The sequence below is a fragment of the Candidatus Defluviilinea gracilis genome, assembly GCA_016716235.1.
In the GTDB taxonomy this organism is placed as follows: Bacteria; Chloroflexota; Anaerolineae; order Anaerolineales; family Villigracilaceae; genus Defluviilinea; species Defluviilinea gracilis.
In genome coordinates this window covers 100,466-116,665 of record JADJWS010000001.1, presented here as the reverse complement: position 1 = coordinate 116,665, position 16,200 = coordinate 100,466, and the positions used below count along the sequence as shown (strand labels likewise).

Genomic DNA, 16,200 nt, shown 5'->3' with positions numbered 1-16,200 from the left:
TTTGAGCGCGATTCTTCTCGACGGTTCGATTGTGCATTACGAGGTGCTCGGGCGGGGACGCCCGGTCATCTTTCTGCACGGTTGGGTGGGCTCATGGAAGTATTGGATTTCCTCCATGCAAGTCGCATCCACATCGTATCGCGCCTATGCCCTGGATCTGTGGGGGTTTGGCGATACCGCCCATGTCGAGACAAACTTCACACTGACCCAACAGGCTTCATTGATCGACCGTTTCCTCATCGAAATGGGTATCGGCAAGGTTGCCCTGGTGGGTCATGGTTTGGGTGGGTTGGTGGCGTTGTGCTATGCCATCAACTTTCCCGGCAGTGTGGACCGGGTCATGACGATCAGTTGCCCGCCCACCATCGAAGGCGTAAACCAGCGTTTGCAGACCTCCGCGCCCGGCGACTTGGTCGACTGGCTGTCGAATCGCACAGCGGAATCGACAGCCGCCCTTGCAGACGCTCCAAAAGCCAACGTTCAAGCTGTTACCGCCTCCTTGAAGGGACTCCAAGCCGACAATCTGTACCCGAACTTCCGCATTCTCAACATCCCCGCATTGTTTGTGTACGGCGAAACCGACCCGGCGATCAGCGTTCCGGAGGAGAGCGCGGTAACCTCCACGTTGATTCACCAGATCGTCCTTGAAACGTCCGGGCATTTCCCCATGCTCGATGAATCGGTCAAATTCAACCGCCTGCTGACCGATTTCCTCGCCCTCGAATCGGGAGCCAGCCCCAGCGAACTCCAATTGAAAGAGGAATGGAAACGCAGGGTTAGATGATTTGGAGTCGCTCAGCTTGCTGGGCGAAACTTCACTGATCTTCCATAGTTCAACTGCGGAATACCAAAACGTAGTAACAACTTCAGTCGTTTGTTGTGTTGTTCGTTCAACAGTTTAATTGTTGAATAGCATAGCGTAGTAACGACTTCAGTCGTTATTTTCATATTAATCCTGTTCGTTCCGCAGTTCAACTGTCGAACAGCATAGCGTAGTAACGACTTCAGTCGTTATTTTCATATTGACAAAATAACTCACAAGTTTTATAACCATCTCAACAACTGAACGGGGCGTCCCACGATGCGGGACTGAGAGGAGCGAGCCGCGCTCAACCCGAATTACCTGATCCAGATCATGCTGGCGGAGGGACTTCTCTATTGAACCAAACATCCTCCGCTGAGAGGATGTTTTTTGTTTCCCTCGAATCCCCCTCTCCCTGTGGGAGAGGGCAGGGGTGAGGGAGAAATCTAACTATGCACCGCATCCTAATTTTCGCCAACGGCGAACTACCCGACCTCGAAAAAGCCCGCGCTCTCCTGCGCCCCGACGACTTCATCCTCTGCGCAGACGGCGGCACGCGTCACGCGCTTGCGCTGAACCTCGAGCCTAACCTTATCATCGGCGATATGGATTCCATTGACCGCGCCGAATGGAAAACACTTGAAGAAAAAAATATCCCCATCGAACTCTTCCCGCGCGACAAAAACGAAACCGACCTCGAACTCGCCCTCCACAAAGCCATCGAACTGAATCCCGAAGAGATCATCATCGTTACCGCATTAGGCGGTCGCATGGATCACACCCTAGCCAACATCGTTCTCGTCTCCGACCTTCGACTTTCGACCTTCAACCTTCAACTGGATGACGGCACCGAACACCTCCAATTTTGCCGCACCCAAGCCGAAGTCCGCGGAAGAAGCGGAGACATCGTCTCGTTGATTCCGTGGGGCAGTCCCGTTCACGGAGTCCAAACCGAAAACCTGAAATGGCAACTCAAGGACGAAACTTTATTTCCCGAAAAAACACGCGGCATCAGCAACGAAATGACCGCCGACACCGCCTCCATCAAAATCGAATCAGGCTTGCTCCTCATCATCCACCATCGCCAATCTCTAGTTTCCAATCCTCCAATTCTCAAAGGTTAACCTATGAAACATCTCCACTTTCTACTTTCCTCTTTCCTCTTTCTCCTCGCGTCATGCACTCCTCCATCCCCCGCCACCCTCACCATCATGACCCACGACTCCTTCGCCGTGAGCGAAGATGTAGTCAAAGCATTTGAAGACGCCAACAATGTGAAAATTATTTTCCTCCCCAGCGGCGACGCAGGCTCGATGCTCAACAAAGCCATCCTCACCAAAGACGCGCCGCTTGCCGACGTGATGTTTGGTGTGGACAACACCTTCCTCTCGCGCGCGCTCGATGAAGATATTTTTGAACCGTACGTCTCGCCTGAATTGCAAAACGTCACCGACGAATTCAAACTCGACTCCTCGAACCGCGCCACTCCTGTGGATTATGGCGATGTCTGCATAAATTACGACAAAAAATATTTTGCCGAAAATAATTTGGCAGTGCCGCAAAGCCTCGAAGAGTTGACTAAGCCCGAATACAACGGTTTGCTCGTTGTTGAAAATCCCGCCACCTCGTCAACGGGACTCGCCTTCCTGCTTGCCACCGTTGCCCACTACGGCGACTCGTTCACCGACTATTGGCAGGCGCTGAAAGATAACGGCGTGGTTGTCGTGGACGGTTGGGAGACCGCCTACTACACCAACTTCAGCGGCTCCTCTGGCAAGGGACCGCAACCGATGGTCGTTTCGTACGCCTCCTCGCCCGCCGCGGAAGTGGTCTATGCCGAGACTCCACTGGACGATGCCCCCACCGCCTCCGTGGTCGGACCAGACACCTGCTTCCGCCAGATCGAATTTGTCGGCATCCTCACAGGGACGAAGAACCGCGATCTCGCCGAAAAATTTGTAGACTTCATGTTGAGCCAACAATTTCAAGAAGACATGCCGCTTCAAATGTTCGTCTATCCCGTGAATCCAAATGCAGTTCTTCCCGAAGCGTTCCTCAAGTATGCGCAACAACCGACACAACCCGCCACGCTATCTCCCGCCGGTATCGCCGCCAACCGCGACGCATGGATTCAAGCGTGGACGAATGTGGTGTTGAAATAATATGTACGCACGTAGACAAGTAGACACGTACACAAGTAAACAGGGCTTCCTTGTTTACCTGTATACGTGTTTCCGTGTATACCTGTCTACCTTACCCCTCTGGCTCCTCCCGCTCACTTTCCTCGCCCTCGCCTTCTTCTTTCCTCTCTCCAAAATCCTCGCACTCACATTCTCCCCTTCAACATTCACCCCCGAAAACCTACGCAACACGCAACACGTAGTACTCTTCACCTTCTACCAAGCAAGCCTCTCCACCCTCCTCACGCTCCTCCTTGGCGTCCCCTCCGCCATCCTCTTTGCCCGCTTCAACTTCCGCGGCAAGACTCTCCTTCGCGCTCTCACCGCCGTTCCCTTTCTCCTCCCAACTGTCGTAGTCGCCGCCTCCTTCAACTCCCTCCTCGGTTCGCGCGGACTACTCAACACAATTCTCCAATCCTCTAATTCTCTCTTTCATCCTTCATCCTTCCTCCTTCATCCTTTCATAGCCATCCTCCTCGCCCACCTCTTTTACAACACCACCATCGTCATCCGCATTGTCGGCGCCGCGCTCTCCAACCTCAACCCCAAACTTGACCAAGCCGCCCGCACCCTCGGCGCCGACTCGCTCCGCGTGTGGCTCAACGTGACTCTTCCCCTTCTTCGTCCCTCCATCCTCGCCGCCTCGCTCCTCGTCTTTCTCTTTGACTTCACATCCTTCGGCGTGATTCTCCTCCTGGGCAACTCGCGACTCTCCACCCTCGAAACGGAGATCTACTTCCAAGCCGTCAGACAATTCAACCTGCCCCTCGCCGCGCTCCTCTCCATCATCCAACTCCTCTGCACCCTCACCGTCTCCATCCTCTACTCCAAATACGCAATACGCAATACGCAATACAACCCACACCCCACACCTCCCCTCAAACCAAAATCCCTCAAACAAAAACTCTACGTCGTCCCCCTCTGCTCACTGCTCACTGTTTACTTTGCACTCCCTCTCGCCTCCCTCCCATTCCGTTCCCTCACCCGCCTCGAAGCGGACCGTGGTCAACGCGGCGAAGTCCAATACGGATTCACCACCGACTATTACAAAGAACTTTTCATCAACCGTCGCGGCTCCGTATTTTATGTTCCCCCGTTTCAAGCGATCCTCAATTCCCTCACGTATGCCCTTGCGACAACAATTCTCTCAATTCTCCTAGGTTTTCCCGCCGCATTCGCGCTCGCGCATCCCACGCGCCTCGAAAAGATCCTCGATCCCCTCATCATGCTCCCTCTTGGATCATCCGCCGTGATGCTCGGGCTGGGATTCATCATCACGTACGGCAGATGGCTTGCCTCGCCGTGGCTTGTCCCGTTCGCGCACACACTTGTCGCGTTGCCGTTTGTCATCCGCACACTGCAACCCGCGATCGCCTCCATCCCGCAGAGATTACGTCAAGCCGCCTCAACTCTAGGCGCGTCGCCCCTCGACGTGTGGAAAAATATTGACCTCCCGATTCTCCGCCGCGCAACCCTCGCCGCCGCCACGTTCGCGTTCACCATTTCCCTCGGCGAGTTCGGCGCGACCCTTCTAATCACGCGCCCCGAGTACCCAACCATCCCCGTCGCCATCGAACGTTTCCTCTCGCAACCTGGCGGTCTGAATTACGGTCAAGCCATGGCGATGGCGACCATCCTCATGGCGCTCACCACCGTCAGCATTCTGATCATCGAAAAATTCCGCCTCCCATACACAAGTGATTTCTAAATACGAAGTACCCATGCTCACCCTCACCTCCATCACCAAATCCTACAACAACAAACCCCTCCTCCAAAACATCACCTTCACCGTCGCGGAGGGGGAGACGGTCTGCCTCCTCGGCGCGTCGGGGAGCGGCAAGTCCACACTCTTGCGGATGATCGCTGGACTCGAATCGCCCGACTCGGGATTCATCTCCTTCGGCGGACTCGACCTCGCCTCGACTCCGCCTCATCTCCGCGACTTCGGCTTGGTCTTCCAAGATTACGCCTTGTTCCCACACCTCAACGTCAACGACAATGTCGCCTTCGGGTTGAAAATGCGCCGCATGGGACAGGATGAAATCACCCAACGCGTAGCCAATTCGTTGGAGTTGGTCAATCTCAAAGGTTTCGGGGGACGAAGCGTAAACGATCTCTCTGGCGGAGAACAACAACGCGTCGCCCTCGCGCGCGCGCTGGCGATTCGTCCGCGCTTGTTGATGTTCGATGAACCCCTCGGCGCATTGGACAGGACTCTGCGTAAAGGATTGTTGAACGAGTTGCAGACGATTTTACAAAAAACAAAAGTCCCCGCGATCTACGTCACGCACGATCAAGAGGAAGCCTTTGCCATCGCCGACCGCGTCTTGATTTTGCATGAAGGCAACATCATCCGCGCAGGGACTCCCGCCGACGTGTGGGCGAATCCGCAGTCCGCGTATGTGGCAGAATTTTTGGGGTTGGGGAATGTGATTGAGGGAAAAGAAAGTGGAAAATGGAAAGTGGAAAGTGGGGTGGGCGAGTTTGTTGTTGAGTGCAAGCACAAACATTCAAAGGGAGAAAAAGTTTCGTTATTGGCGAGACCGTTCGAGGTCAGGAGTGAAGCGAATGTTTTGACAGGCATTGTCGCGGATGTCGTCTTCCAACAAGATAAATACAAAGTCACGCTCGATAACGGACTGTACGTCTACATGCAAGATGCGCCGAAAGTCGGGAAGAAAGTCTCGGTGAGAGTTAAGGTAGAATGTCTCGGATGAGAACAAGCGAAGCAGTCCTGCGGATCAAAGTACAGAAAAAGAATCCAGCAGGCGAGGTGGTGTATGAATACGAAGGTGACGAATTGCGCCGCGACGACACATCCATTGTGCTTGAGGCGTTATTCGACCGCGCCGATATGCCGTTCCAAGATGTGATCTTCAAACAAGGCGACCGCTTCGTGGAATATTATTACACCGACCGTTGGTACAACATCTTCGCCATCTACGGCGGGGATGATGGGCAGATCAAAGGCTGGTATTGCAACATCGGCAAACCCGCTGTGATCGAAGATGGAGTTGTCTCGTACGTTGATCTGGCGTTGGACCTGTGGGTTTCTGCGAACGGGAGGCAAACCGTTTTGGATGAAGATGAATTTGACGCGCTTGCCTTGACCGATGATCTAAGAAAGAACGCGCTGATCGGATTGGGCGAGTTGAAGCAAGTGTTCTTAAACGACAAACCTCCGCTGTGATGCGGAGGTTTGTCATTTGGTGGAAGCAGTCTAGAATGTGCCGAAGATTTGGTCGCCGTATTGGTATAGTAAACCAACGGTGATACAACAACAGCACAAAAGCACAACGACAACTGCGGCGATGATGATTGTGGTGTTATTTTTCTTCGGCTCGACGGGCATTTGGTCCATGATGGCGTCTCCTGATTGGGAAGATTTCCTGCATTATATCAGGTCGTGACGCGGTTCGCGCGGCGGTATAGCCAATAGATGATGAACGCGCCGACCACGATGATCAGCGTGCCGATGAGGATCGGCAGGATGATGGCGACAATGGACAGCACGGTGGAGATGATATCCTCCGCAATAGACACAGGGACGTTCCCCGCGCCGCCGGTGGTTGCTGTCACTGCTGGGCGGAGCGCGCCTGCCTTGGCGACGTGCACCGTCCCTGCCACGAGCAGACCCGCCGCCAATGCCAGCACGGGACTGACATCCGTCACCACGTTTGCGCTCGCGGCGAAGGCGATCGCCCCCGCAGTAGGGCGGATGAAGGTTTGAATCACGTCGTTGATGTGGTTGACCGCCGGCACTTTATCTGCCAGCATTTCGATGATGACCAAGACGCAAAGCATGAGGATGATCCATGGATTGGACAGCGTGTCCCATGGTTGACTCAGGTTGAGCAGATTCGTATAACGCGCCACCAGCCCGACGATGAGCAGGGGAATGTAGGCGTTCAATCCTGCGCTTGCCGAAAGCCCAAAAGCAGTGAAGATTCCAGTTAGTAGTTCCATAAATTTCTCCTATTCCATGTGCGTAGCAGAGCGCTCTCCAGCGCTCGTTGGTCAGCCAAAAGCGTAGATCAACCCAAAGGGATGCCTCCCCAGGTCCCCGTCAGGTTGAAGCGGAGCAGGTCAATTGCCGAGATCATCAAAAGGGCGAGAGTCAGCCCGGCGAGGAAGGGCATCCACATTTCGTTGAGTCGGTGGAACGCGTTTTCCTGCCGCATGATCATCAGCCATGTCATGGTGAAGACGATGGTGAGCAGGGTGAGGACGCCGAGCGCGCTGAGGATGGCGACAGGATAAAGAACGAGCGGGCTGTCGGTGAGGATGAGCAGATCGACCAACAAGATAATGCCGACCAGCATGGCGAGTTTTTTCCAATCGAGCGCGCGTTCGGGGCTTGTGGTTTTCCAAACGGTTTGATTGAAGGCGGGGAAGAGGATCGAAGCGAGCGCGATGCCCATGCCGCTGCCGGTGAGGAGCCGCAGTGTGGCGTTCGGGATATACAGGTTGGGAATATTTTTGAAGGCGTCGGGGGAGGTCTGTTTGAGCAAATACAGATAGGAGTTCGATCCGTCCAGCCCAAAGGCGAGGAAGAAAAGGATGAGCGGCGCGCCAAGCCTCCAACCGGGAAATCCGCTTTTCTTCCCGCTGGCAAACGCGAAGAAGATGAGCGAGATCGCCGCGGCGTTGAATTCACCGGTGCAGCGCGCGCACAATGGAAGTTGACGGTCGCCGATGTGGAAGGAGCGCTCGCTGATGCGATGACAGACCGCGTACCCGATGCCGTCCGCCTTGCCGAGCAGACCGGGAGGCGCGATAAAGAACCACGCCGCGAAGGCAAACATTGCCGCGATGGGAAGCATCCAGCGCAGAAGATTTTGAAATTTGGGTTGAGTCGTTACCTGTTCCATGGCGTTCATTATATGGGGATATACGTCTGCTTGCAAGAAGGGTTGCCCGGTTTTGCATGGCTTGCGCAAAGTTGGAATATTCTTAACGCGAATGCCGCAAATGAGCGAATTGCGCGAATTGTATTCGGAGTCACGTAAAGCGGTTTGCCGTAGTAACGACTTCAGTCGTTTTTTGCGGGAGAAGGGACTGAAGTTGCCGGTAGGATGCCGGCAATCATGGTCACCCGGAACAATAACCTTTTTACGCAATTCGCGTTCAGTTCGTATTGAACTCTGGAGTATCATTGGCGTTATAGGAGACAATCAATGAAGCGAATCGGAATCCTCACAGGCGGCGGCGACGCGCCAGGGCTTAACGCGGTCATCCGCGCGGCGGTGAAGACCGCTATTTATGAATACGACAGCGAAGTGTTGGGAATTCGCAACGGCTACGATGGGTTTATCGAAGCGGACGGGATCGTCCCGCTCAGTATCGATTCGGTGCGCGGACTGCTCCCGCGCGGCGGCACGATCCTCGGCGCGGCGAATCGCGGCAACCCGTACGCGCGCAAGGTGATCCGCGATGGCAAAGAGGTGATGATCGACGTTTCAGACGAGATTATCAAGGGAATCAAACGCCTCGAAATGGACGCCCTGCTTGTCCTCGGCGGCGATGGGACTTTGCACATCGCGCATGAACTCTGCAAGAAAGGCGCGCCGGTTATCGGTGTTCCCAAAACCATAGACAACGACATCAGCGGCACAGAGTTGACCTTTGGTTTCGACACGGCGGTGAACACCGCCACCGAAGCCATTGATAAACTGCACACCACCGCCGAAGCGCATCACCGCGTGATGGTGCTTGAACTGATGGGGCGCGACGCGGGTTTCATCGCTTTACACGCGGGCGTGGCGGGCGGCGCGGACGTGATTCTGATTCCAGAGATTCCCTTCACATTTGAATCCATTCTCGCCCAGGTGCGTCAGCGCGTGCAGGATGGATACTTGTTCAGCATCATCGTTGTTTCAGAGGGAGCGAAACCGCAAGGCGGGGAACAGGTCTTTTCGCGCGGCGGCGATGAAATTTACGTTCCGCGCCTCGGCGGGATTGGTCTGCGCGTGGGCGATTACATCGAAAAGCACGGATACGAATCGCGCGTCACTGTGCTTGGTCATTTACAACGCGGCGGCTCGCCGACTCCGTTCGACCGCTGGCTTGCCACCCGCTTCGGCGCGGCGGCAGTCCGTTTGGCGGCGCAGGGAAAATTCGACCGCATGGTCGCGTTACGCGCCGGGAAGATCATAGATGTTTCGTTGGAGGAAGTCAACGCAACCGCAAAACGAGTGGACGTCAACGACGACGCCATCCTTACGGCGCGCGGCATGGGCGTTTCATTTGGCGACGAATAGCCCCTCCCGCCGCTACGCGGCACCCTCCCCAAATACGACATGAAATAATTTGTATGCAAACAAAATTATATTGTCGTATTTGGGGAGGGCTAGGGAGGGGTACCACAACGCCGCCCTTTCGGACGGCGTTGGTGGGGCGCTGTGGCTCCTTGACTTACTTGAGGAGGGATGCCACAGCGCTGGGTTTGTTACTACTATCCATGTTAGACATCACCTCCTCCTTTCTATAGGATGGCGATTAATTTGTGTGTTCCCCTGAATGAATGTCAGCAGTATGTCACACTTCAAAAGTAATGTCAATGGGCGAAAACTGCCTCTTACCAAGTTGTAATTTTCCAAACCGATGTCATTCTGAGCCGCGCTCTTGTTCTTTGCGGCGAAGAATCTCTCTCATGGAAAGCGAGACCCTTCGCTAACGCTCAGGGTGACATGTTTGCCAAATTCTGATAGTAATTGAGAGCCTCCGCAAGCGCGGCAAGGCTATGCTTGGCAAAATTTTTCTGGAGGCTGCGCATGAAAACAAATCCAAATCGATTCTGGTTACTCGTCATCCTGCTTGGCTGGGCGTTCGATTTTCTTTTTTGGGAAAAGCCCGCGGGTATCAACTTCATCTTGTGGGTGACTCTTTGTCTTGCGACGGGAATCTACCTTTTGCAGACGGACGGGCTTCGCCTCTCTCGCAGGGGAGGTCTGCTTCTGCTCCCCGTCCTTTTTCTTTCACTGACAGTTTTTCTCCGCCGCGAACCGCTGACGGTCTTCCTCTCCGTTGCAATGACTCTCTTCCTCATGGGCGTTTTCGCGCTCACCTACCTCGGCGGCAACTGGACGCGCTACCGCATCTTCGATTACCTCTTCGGGTATTTGACTCTTCTCGCGAGCATGATCGCCCGTCCGCTTGGGTTCAATGCCGAAGTAAAGCGCGACCAGCCGTCCCTGAGTGAGAAGCGGACTTCTCCGCTTTGGTCCATCCTGCGCGGAGTGGTCATCGCGTTGCCCGTCATTGCCATCTTCGGCGCGTTGTTGTCCTCGGCTGACCTTGTCTTTGCAAAACGATTTGAAGAATTCATTGACCTGTTCAACATCGAGAACCTGCCTGAATATATTTTTCGGCTGGTGTACATTTTGATTTTCGCGTATACCATCGCGGGCGCATTCTTGCACGCCGCGCAAAAATCGGACGACAAGGTGGAGGAGAAGAATCTCGTCCCGCCGTTTCTCGGTTTCACCGAGTCTGCCATCGTGCTGGGAAGTTTGACCATCCTGTTTGCCGCCTTTGTCGCGATCCAGTTTCAATATTTTTTTGGCGGGCAGGCGAATATCAACATCGAGGGTTATACCTATTCGGAATACGCGCGGCGCGGATTTGGCGAACTCGTGGCGGTGGCGTTCTTCAGTCTGTTGATGTTGCTCGGCTTGGGAAGTATCACCAAACGCGAATCGGAAACCCGGCGGCGAGTCTTTTCGACGTTCGGCATTGTGCTGGTCGGCTTGGTGATCGTGATGCAGGTGTCGGCGTTCCAACGGCTTGTGTTGTATGAAAACGCCTATGGCTTCTCGCGCCTGCGGACGTACACGCACGTGTTCATGCTCTGGCTGGCGGCGTTGTTGATCGTGGTCGCCGCGCTGGAACTGCTGAAAAAGGAACGCGCCATCGGGTTTGCCATGGTCATGGCGTCGCTGGGATTTATCGTCTCGTTGAGTCTGCTCAACGTGGATGCGTTTATTGTCAAGCACAATATCCAACGCGAGATCAACGGATATGCTGAAACGCCTGGCGAGGGAAGCGAAGTGGAAAACACGCGCGGGGGTCGTGTCGAATTAGATACGCAATACTTTCTTGAGTTGTCCGATGATGCGGTTCCTGCGCTGGCGGGTGGTTTTCAAAATAAGGCGTTGCCTCTCATGACACGCGAAGAGATCGGCGCGGCGCTGGCTTGCCAGAGGTATGATCGTAATCAAGATGCGGAGACGACCCCGTGGCAGGGAATTAATCTCTCGACCATTAATGCCGACCGCGCCTTTGAAACGATCGAAGCCGATTTATCTACCTACAAGGTCATAGACTCTGATTCGCCGCCAATGGTGAAAACCCCCAGCGGCGAGGAAATATCCTGCTGGGGATACTACAGCGATTAACCTGTGAAGTTTTTTCTTCAAGGTCAAACAGTCCCTGCATACGCAATATGTGGGGACTGTTTGTTTACAAGAATTTTACCTCCGCATGAAATTCCTACAACGTGCCTATCTTAGAATAAACGAAATTCATCCAAAGAAAGGATTGTTATTATGTTTACGATGATACGACGTCTGTTGATTGGTATTTTTGCGCTTATCTTTGTTGTAAGTAGTTTTGGGTGTTCTTCTCCCTCGGCTACGGAAAGCCCCTCGGCTATAACGCCGCCTGCGAACACCGCAGTTGCCGCGACAATGGCTCCTCCGATCTCAACGCCAAATACGAGCGGCGAAACCTATTCGTACATTGTCAATGGGAACAACAAGCTTCCTAAACTAAAACGTCTCTTCGGTGAAAATACGATATTGACTCTGGTCGTGTACGATCTTATGGGAAATGAACTTTTCCGCATCGAAGATGTTTATCATACTTCGACGAATCTCAACGAACTTCTTGCTCCGGGCGAGTACAAGTTAGACTTTTATGATGAACACGGAACGCTTCTTGTGCCGAGTCAAGAAGTGGATGATGTGGTGACCATCAAGGCAGGTAAAGAGACCGATTCGAGTTCGCCGTCCAGCCAAAATGGTTCGCAATCCGCTGGCGGTTACACGTCAACAATAGTTACCTATGCCAATGAAAGTTCTACTGAGCTAAAGTTCAATCTTATCAAGCCAGAGACCGGTGAGAATTTCCCGGTGATTGTATGGATACATGGCGGCGGGTTTGGTCCCGGGGGGTTGAACTCTGCCGAAGGGTTTGAAGACGATTTCACTTCCGAGGGCTACGCAATTGCGGCGGTCGAATACCGAAGTATGTTGGATGGGTATTTCCCCGCTCAAGTTGAGGACTTGAAAGGCGCAATCCGTTACCTGCGCGCGAATGCTTCGCAATTGAATATTGACCCCGATAGGATTTTTATCTTGGGCACATCCTCCGGCGGATTGCTTGCATCGTTGGTGGGCGTTACGACAGACCTTCCCGAATTCGAGGGAACAACTGGAGGCAACACAAATGTTTCAAGCCAGGTTGCAGGAGTGATCGATCTCTTCGGCTCCGTCACAACCGCGCAGATTGACAGTCTCTCCCCCGACATACTCCCCCTCACCTATGAATTATTCGGTTGCTCGCCTTACAGCGATTGCCCAGATCGCGCCAAATTACCGGTTGATAATTACATCACCGCTAACGACCCGCCGTTTCTAATCATCCATGGCACCGACGATCAAACCGTTCCGTATCAAGAATCTGTTGAGTTATCGAATCTTCTTGCCGCTGCTGGCGTCCCAACGACATTCGTAACCGCGGAAGGATTTGGCCACGACAAGGATGGCATTATCACAGCGTATTTCGACGCCATCATTTCGTTTCTTGAAGGGATTAATTAGGCTTCGCTAAGCGCTGTTGCAAGTCGTTTGCGAGGTATCGAATCAGCAACCCATAAAACACGATGATGAGAACCAAGATCCATGGAACATACAGGATCGGGTCGGTGAGGATGTACACGCGTTCGTAGATCACGCCGTATCCCAACACCAGTACGCTCGCCAGTCTCCAGACGTCCAATATGGCGTAGGGAAGAAAGAGCGCCCATAGAGCGGCGCGGACCCATGATTGTTTGACGACTGTGAGAAGGTAAACGAAAATTGGCAACGCCAGTGAAATCTCCCATACCATATTCAGCCAGATGAAGGCGCCGAGGTAGAGCGCGAATCCGAGCGCGAGCGCGGTTTCGGGCGTTTCGCGTCCGCTTTTTTGGATGGGGTTCCTAAGAAATTTCAACGCGACCAACCCAAGCGGGATAAGTAAGATGGCTTTTACAACCAAAGCGAGCTTCATGTTGAAGGAGTTCACGCCGAGATAATACAGGATCGTCTGCAACACCGAGTGATTGTAGCCGAAGAATGGTTTGTCTGGTCCCCACCATGGAAAATCTGGAGTAAGTCGGGAGAGGAAAGCGATGTAATCCTGATATTGCCGCGCCACGTACTCCGCGCCACCTCCCAGGATGGTGATTCCCGTCACGGCGAGATAGGCGAGGAGGGTACCCAGCATCAATCGAAGGAAGAAGCGATATTGTCCAAGTAGGAGGGGAATTCCGAGCGCGAATCCCCAGTGCGGCTTGATGGGGATGATCACTGCGCCGATCCAAAAAGAAGCCCATGGCAGGTTTTCTTCCAGCACCGCCTCAAGCCCAAAGGTGGCGAACAACGCGATGATCAGATAGATGTTGAGGATGGCGAGATCGTCCCAGAAAACGGTGAACAGGAGGAATAGCGGGAGGAGTTGCGCCCAAAGTTTTTCAGCGCCCTGTAGGTTGTATCGTTGGTACAGGCGCGCCCAGCGGTTGTAAAGCAATCCATAGGCGACCAGGTGGATGACGGTGAGCAGGGGTATCTGAATATTGAGCGGCGCGAGGAGGATAGGACTCCAAAAAAAAGCGAATACGGGCGTGTAGAGATAGTGAGTTTCGAGAACCTCGAGCGAGCCTTTGAGGTAGAGGTCTTCCCGGTCTCTGAAATGTTCTGCGGCGGGGATGTAGGCAAATTGCAGATCTGCCGCGGCGAAGGTGTCTTGCGCCAAAGCCTGCGGTGTAAGCGCCTGCGCAAAAAAGTATGCCTGCGCGCCGAAGCGAACAATGGCGTAAACGACGGCAAAGATCAATGCGGCGCGATACCGCTTTGACTCAGCCCAGCATTGGTTGATCATGGGCGTGTTAGATTTCGTCTTTAGGTTTTAACCGCGCGGCGAGGTCGCGCAATTGCCCGAATAGAATCGGTTTGATCATGGCAAAATCCACCTGGTCGCGGAGTTCCTCGGCGAGGCGGGCATCAGCAGTCGTGATCATGATCCAACTGGTGTTAAAGCGCTCGTCTTTTTTCATCACATTCAACAGTAAATCCTTGCCCGAGATATGCGGCAGGTGCATATCCAGCAGGATGAGGAAGGGCGTTGCTCCATGGATTAATCGTTCCCGCGCGGCTTTGCCGTCGAGGGCGTTTTCCACTTCGAACCCGATCCCGCGCAGCGCCTCGGCAAAGATGCTCGCCAGGTCTCTGTCGTCTTCAATGATCAATGCCAGTTTACTCATGAACTTCTCCATGCTGTTGGGTATTCCTTTGGGGCGAGGAGCGGAAAGCGGATGAGAAACACGCTTCCCTCGCCCAGTTGGCTGGTTACACTGATCTCGCCGTTCATTAACCCGACGAGTTGTTTGACGATGGATAATCCCAGCCCGAAACCGCCATGTTCGCGGGTGGCGGCTCCGTCCACTTGACGGAACGTTTCGAAAATATGCGGGATCTCGAACTCCGGGATGCCCTGCCCAGAGTCTGTCACTTCAATGCCCCAGCGTTCATCCTGGCGGAGCAATTTGACATGGACAAACCCGCGATGCGTGAATTTGACAGAGTTCCCCACCAGGTTCACAAGGATTTGTTGCAGTCGCGCCGGGTCGCCGACCAGCCTTTCGGGAAAATCGTCTTCGATCTCGCTGGTGAGTTTCAAGTTTTTATCCGCGGCGGGTTTGTCCATCAGGCTGTGCATGGTTTCGAGCAACTCGGCGGGTCTGATCGTTTGGTTGCTGATGGTGAGCTTGCCCGCTTCGATTTGCGCCTGATCGAGCAGGTCATTGATCAACGCCAGCAGGCGTTGCGTGTTCTTCATGATTCGGTCTGCCATGTTCACTTGTTTTTCATTGACGGGACCGTACACCGCCTCCTTGAACATTTCGGCATAGCCGAGGATCGCATTCAGGGGCGTGCGTAATTCATGCGACACGATCCCAACGAACGTGCTTTTGAGCCGCTCCACTTCCGCCTCGCGCGTAAAATCGCGGAAGACGATGACGGTGCCGGTATCTTCCCGCCGTTGGTCGTAGATCTGAGCCGCGCTGACCGAGAGGGTCTTATCGCCCCATTCGACGCGAAACCCGATGGGCTGGGTGCCATGTTCGATCATGGAGCCGAGGAGCGCGCGGCTGTTAGGAGCGAGGCGGGGATGTTCCACCAGTTCACGGAAGTTTTTGTTGATGATCAACTGCAAAGGAATATCGAGCATACTTTTGATGGCGGGATTCGCCATGGTGGCGTTCCACCTTTTGTCGAAAACGATCACGCCGTCCGCAATCGAGTTCAAGATCGCCTGGTTGCGTCCCGCCTCGATCTTTTCTCTGGCAAGCGATTCCGCGAGAGCCTCTGTCCGCTCTGCCACCACGCGGTCCAGGTTCAAATTGATGGAGCGCAGTTCGCTCAACGCCTGTTCGAGACTGCGAGCCGATAACCATGAGACGAAAGCGATCAGGAAAAACCCGAAGACCCCGGGAATATTGGGAGTAATTTCCAACGATACAGCCAGATACAAAACCACTGCGCCGCTTATTCCCGCAAAAATGAAACTGGAAGCCGGTGTGAGGAGAATGCTCGCCATGAAGATCGGGATGGTGAACGCGAAAAGCGTTCGTCCGCCCACGATCTGGTCGGGAGTATCGCTAAAGAGAAAAATGACGTATAAAAAAATTAGGAATAAAACAGCCGCGGCTCTACCCGATCCAAAATAGTTCACCGCGTACACGATTATCACCAGGATGAACGTGAGCGCGCTGCCCCATAAGAGAAGATAAAATTCGGCGGGGTCTACTGTGGCGGCGAAATAGATGAACGATAACATGCCGAGCAACGCTACTCCCGCCGTGCCTGCCAGCAATATGCCAAGGATCCGCCTTTTACGGGTGTCTTCAGGGTCCGATGTGGAAAAGGTAAATAAGCGTTCGATGAAGTTTTTCAT

General features: G+C 53.8%; 15 protein-coding genes and 1 riboswitch. Of the genes, 9 read left to right on the top strand and 6 right to left on the bottom strand.

The window, feature by feature from the left end:
• Position 1 precedes the first annotated feature (1 nt).
• The 6 genes from IPM31_00555 to IPM31_00530 all read left to right on the top strand — a co-directional run bounded on the left by IPM31_00555 (position 2) and on the right by IPM31_00530 (position 6,172).
• Entirely contained in the window at positions 2 to 784 is a 783-nt protein-coding gene (locus tag IPM31_00555) for an alpha/beta hydrolase (GenBank protein MBK9005463.1), read from the top strand.
• A 273-nt stretch (positions 785 to 1,057) separates the two neighbouring features.
• A riboswitch (TPP riboswitch) is annotated at positions 1,058 to 1,168 on the top strand.
• 86 nt (positions 1,169 to 1,254) lie between these two features.
• Positions 1,255 to 1,926, top strand: coding sequence for a thiamine diphosphokinase (locus IPM31_00550; GenBank protein MBK9005462.1), 672 nt, complete (start codon positions 1,255 to 1,257; stop codon positions 1,924 to 1,926).
• 3 nt (positions 1,927 to 1,929) lie between these two features.
• Positions 1,930 to 2,964, top strand: a complete 1,035-nt coding sequence (locus tag IPM31_00545) for a thiamine ABC transporter substrate-binding protein (GenBank protein ID MBK9005461.1) — start codon at positions 1,930 to 1,932, stop codon at positions 2,962 to 2,964.
• A 1-nt stretch (position 2,965) separates the two neighbouring features.
• On the top strand, positions 2,966 to 4,690 hold the full coding sequence (locus IPM31_00540; protein ID MBK9005460.1) for an iron ABC transporter permease: 1,725 nt from the start codon (positions 2,966 to 2,968) through the stop codon (positions 4,688 to 4,690).
• Between the two features lie 13 nt (positions 4,691 to 4,703).
• Entirely contained in the window at positions 4,704 to 5,699 is a 996-nt protein-coding gene (locus IPM31_00535) for an ABC transporter ATP-binding protein (protein ID MBK9005459.1), read from the top strand.
• Positions 5,696 to 6,172 (top strand): DUF402 domain-containing protein, encoded by a 477-nt coding sequence (locus IPM31_00530; GenBank protein ID MBK9005458.1) that lies wholly within the window; start codon positions 5,696 to 5,698, stop codon positions 6,170 to 6,172. Before IPM31_00535 ends, IPM31_00530 begins: the two co-directional genes overlap by 4 nt.
• A gap of 30 nt (positions 6,173 to 6,202) precedes the next feature.
• Here IPM31_00530 and IPM31_00525 read toward each other — a convergent pair whose 3' ends face one another.
• The 3 genes from IPM31_00525 to IPM31_00515 form a co-directional block, all read right to left on the bottom strand.
• The gene (locus IPM31_00525) at positions 6,203 to 6,343 is read right to left on the bottom strand and encodes a hypothetical protein (protein ID MBK9005457.1); all 141 of its coding nucleotides are present in this window, start codon (positions 6,341 to 6,343) and stop codon (positions 6,203 to 6,205) included.
• 38 nt (positions 6,344 to 6,381) lie between these two features.
• Positions 6,382 to 6,948, bottom strand: a complete 567-nt coding sequence (locus IPM31_00520) for a DUF4126 domain-containing protein (protein MBK9005456.1) — start codon at positions 6,946 to 6,948, stop codon at positions 6,382 to 6,384.
• 68 nt (positions 6,949 to 7,016) lie between these two features.
• Positions 7,017 to 7,853 carry a DUF2085 domain-containing protein gene (locus tag IPM31_00515; GenBank protein ID MBK9005455.1) on the bottom strand — a complete coding sequence of 279 codons (837 nt, stop codon included), beginning with the start codon at positions 7,851 to 7,853 and terminating at the stop codon, positions 7,017 to 7,019.
• Positions 7,854 to 8,159: 306 nt separating this feature from the next.
• Here IPM31_00515 and IPM31_00510 point away from each other — a divergent pair, with 306 nt between their 5' ends.
• From IPM31_00510 to IPM31_00500, 3 genes are all read left to right on the top strand, one after another.
• A complete protein-coding gene (locus IPM31_00510; GenBank protein ID MBK9005454.1) occupies positions 8,160 to 9,242 on the top strand; it encodes an ATP-dependent 6-phosphofructokinase in 1,083 nt (360 codons plus the stop codon).
• A 513-nt stretch (positions 9,243 to 9,755) separates the two neighbouring features.
• Positions 9,756 to 11,378: a DUF4173 domain-containing protein gene (locus tag IPM31_00505; GenBank protein MBK9005453.1), complete on the top strand. Its 1,623-nt coding sequence runs from the start codon at positions 9,756 to 9,758 to the stop codon at positions 11,376 to 11,378.
• Positions 11,379 to 11,669: 291 nt separating this feature from the next.
• A complete protein-coding gene (locus IPM31_00500; protein ID MBK9005452.1) occupies positions 11,670 to 12,803 on the top strand; it encodes an alpha/beta hydrolase fold domain-containing protein in 1,134 nt (377 codons plus the stop codon).
• Here the strand turns inward: IPM31_00500 and IPM31_00495 are convergent.
• From IPM31_00495 to IPM31_00485, 3 genes are read right to left on the bottom strand one after another with little or no spacing between them, the layout of a single operon-like run.
• Positions 12,796 to 14,124, bottom strand: a complete 1,329-nt coding sequence (locus IPM31_00495) for a DUF2029 domain-containing protein (GenBank protein ID MBK9005451.1) — start codon at positions 14,122 to 14,124, stop codon at positions 12,796 to 12,798. The genes IPM31_00500 and IPM31_00495 overlap by 8 nt on opposite strands.
• 7 nt (positions 14,125 to 14,131) lie before the next feature.
• On the bottom strand, positions 14,132 to 14,506 hold the full coding sequence (locus IPM31_00490) for a response regulator (GenBank protein ID MBK9005450.1): 375 nt from the start codon (positions 14,504 to 14,506) through the stop codon (positions 14,132 to 14,134).
• Positions 14,503 to 16,200, bottom strand: a complete 1,698-nt coding sequence (locus IPM31_00485; protein MBK9005449.1) for a PAS domain-containing protein — start codon at positions 16,198 to 16,200, stop codon at positions 14,503 to 14,505. Before IPM31_00485 ends, IPM31_00490 begins: the two co-directional genes overlap by 4 nt.

Bases quoted from the DNA above. Each gene is read 5' to 3' on its own strand.
- IPM31_00540 (MBK9005460.1), top strand. From the start codon at position 2,966: ATGTACGCACGTAGACAAGTAGACACGTACACAAGTAAACAGGGCTTC.
- IPM31_00490 (MBK9005450.1), bottom strand. From the start codon at position 14,506: ATGAGTAAACTGGCATTGATCATTGAAGACGACAGAGACCTGGCGAGC.
- IPM31_00510 (MBK9005454.1), top strand. From the start codon at position 8,160: ATGAAGCGAATCGGAATCCTCACAGGCGGCGGCGACGCGCCAGGGCTT.
- IPM31_00505 (MBK9005453.1), top strand. From the start codon at position 9,756: ATGAAAACAAATCCAAATCGATTCTGGTTACTCGTCATCCTGCTTGGC.
- IPM31_00535 (MBK9005459.1), top strand. From the start codon at position 4,704: ATGCTCACCCTCACCTCCATCACCAAATCCTACAACAACAAACCCCTC.
- IPM31_00500 (MBK9005452.1), top strand. From the start codon at position 11,670: ATGGCTCCTCCGATCTCAACGCCAAATACGAGCGGCGAAACCTATTCG.
- IPM31_00495 (MBK9005451.1), bottom strand. From the start codon at position 14,124: ATGATCAACCAATGCTGGGCTGAGTCAAAGCGGTATCGCGCCGCATTG.
- IPM31_00530 (MBK9005458.1), top strand. From the start codon at position 5,696: ATGAGAACAAGCGAAGCAGTCCTGCGGATCAAAGTACAGAAAAAGAAT.
- IPM31_00515 (MBK9005455.1), bottom strand. From the start codon at position 7,853: ATGGAACAGGTAACGACTCAACCCAAATTTCAAAATCTTCTGCGCTGG.
- IPM31_00525 (MBK9005457.1), bottom strand. From the start codon at position 6,343: ATGGACCAAATGCCCGTCGAGCCGAAGAAAAATAACACCACAATCATC.
- IPM31_00485 (MBK9005449.1), bottom strand. From the start codon at position 16,200: ATGAAAAACTTCATCGAACGCTTATTTACCTTTTCCACATCGGACCCT.
- IPM31_00520 (MBK9005456.1), bottom strand. From the start codon at position 6,948: ATGGAACTACTAACTGGAATCTTCACTGCTTTTGGGCTTTCGGCAAGC.
- IPM31_00545 (MBK9005461.1), top strand. From the start codon at position 1,930: ATGAAACATCTCCACTTTCTACTTTCCTCTTTCCTCTTTCTCCTCGCG.
- IPM31_00550 (MBK9005462.1), top strand. From the start codon at position 1,255: ATGCACCGCATCCTAATTTTCGCCAACGGCGAACTACCCGACCTCGAA.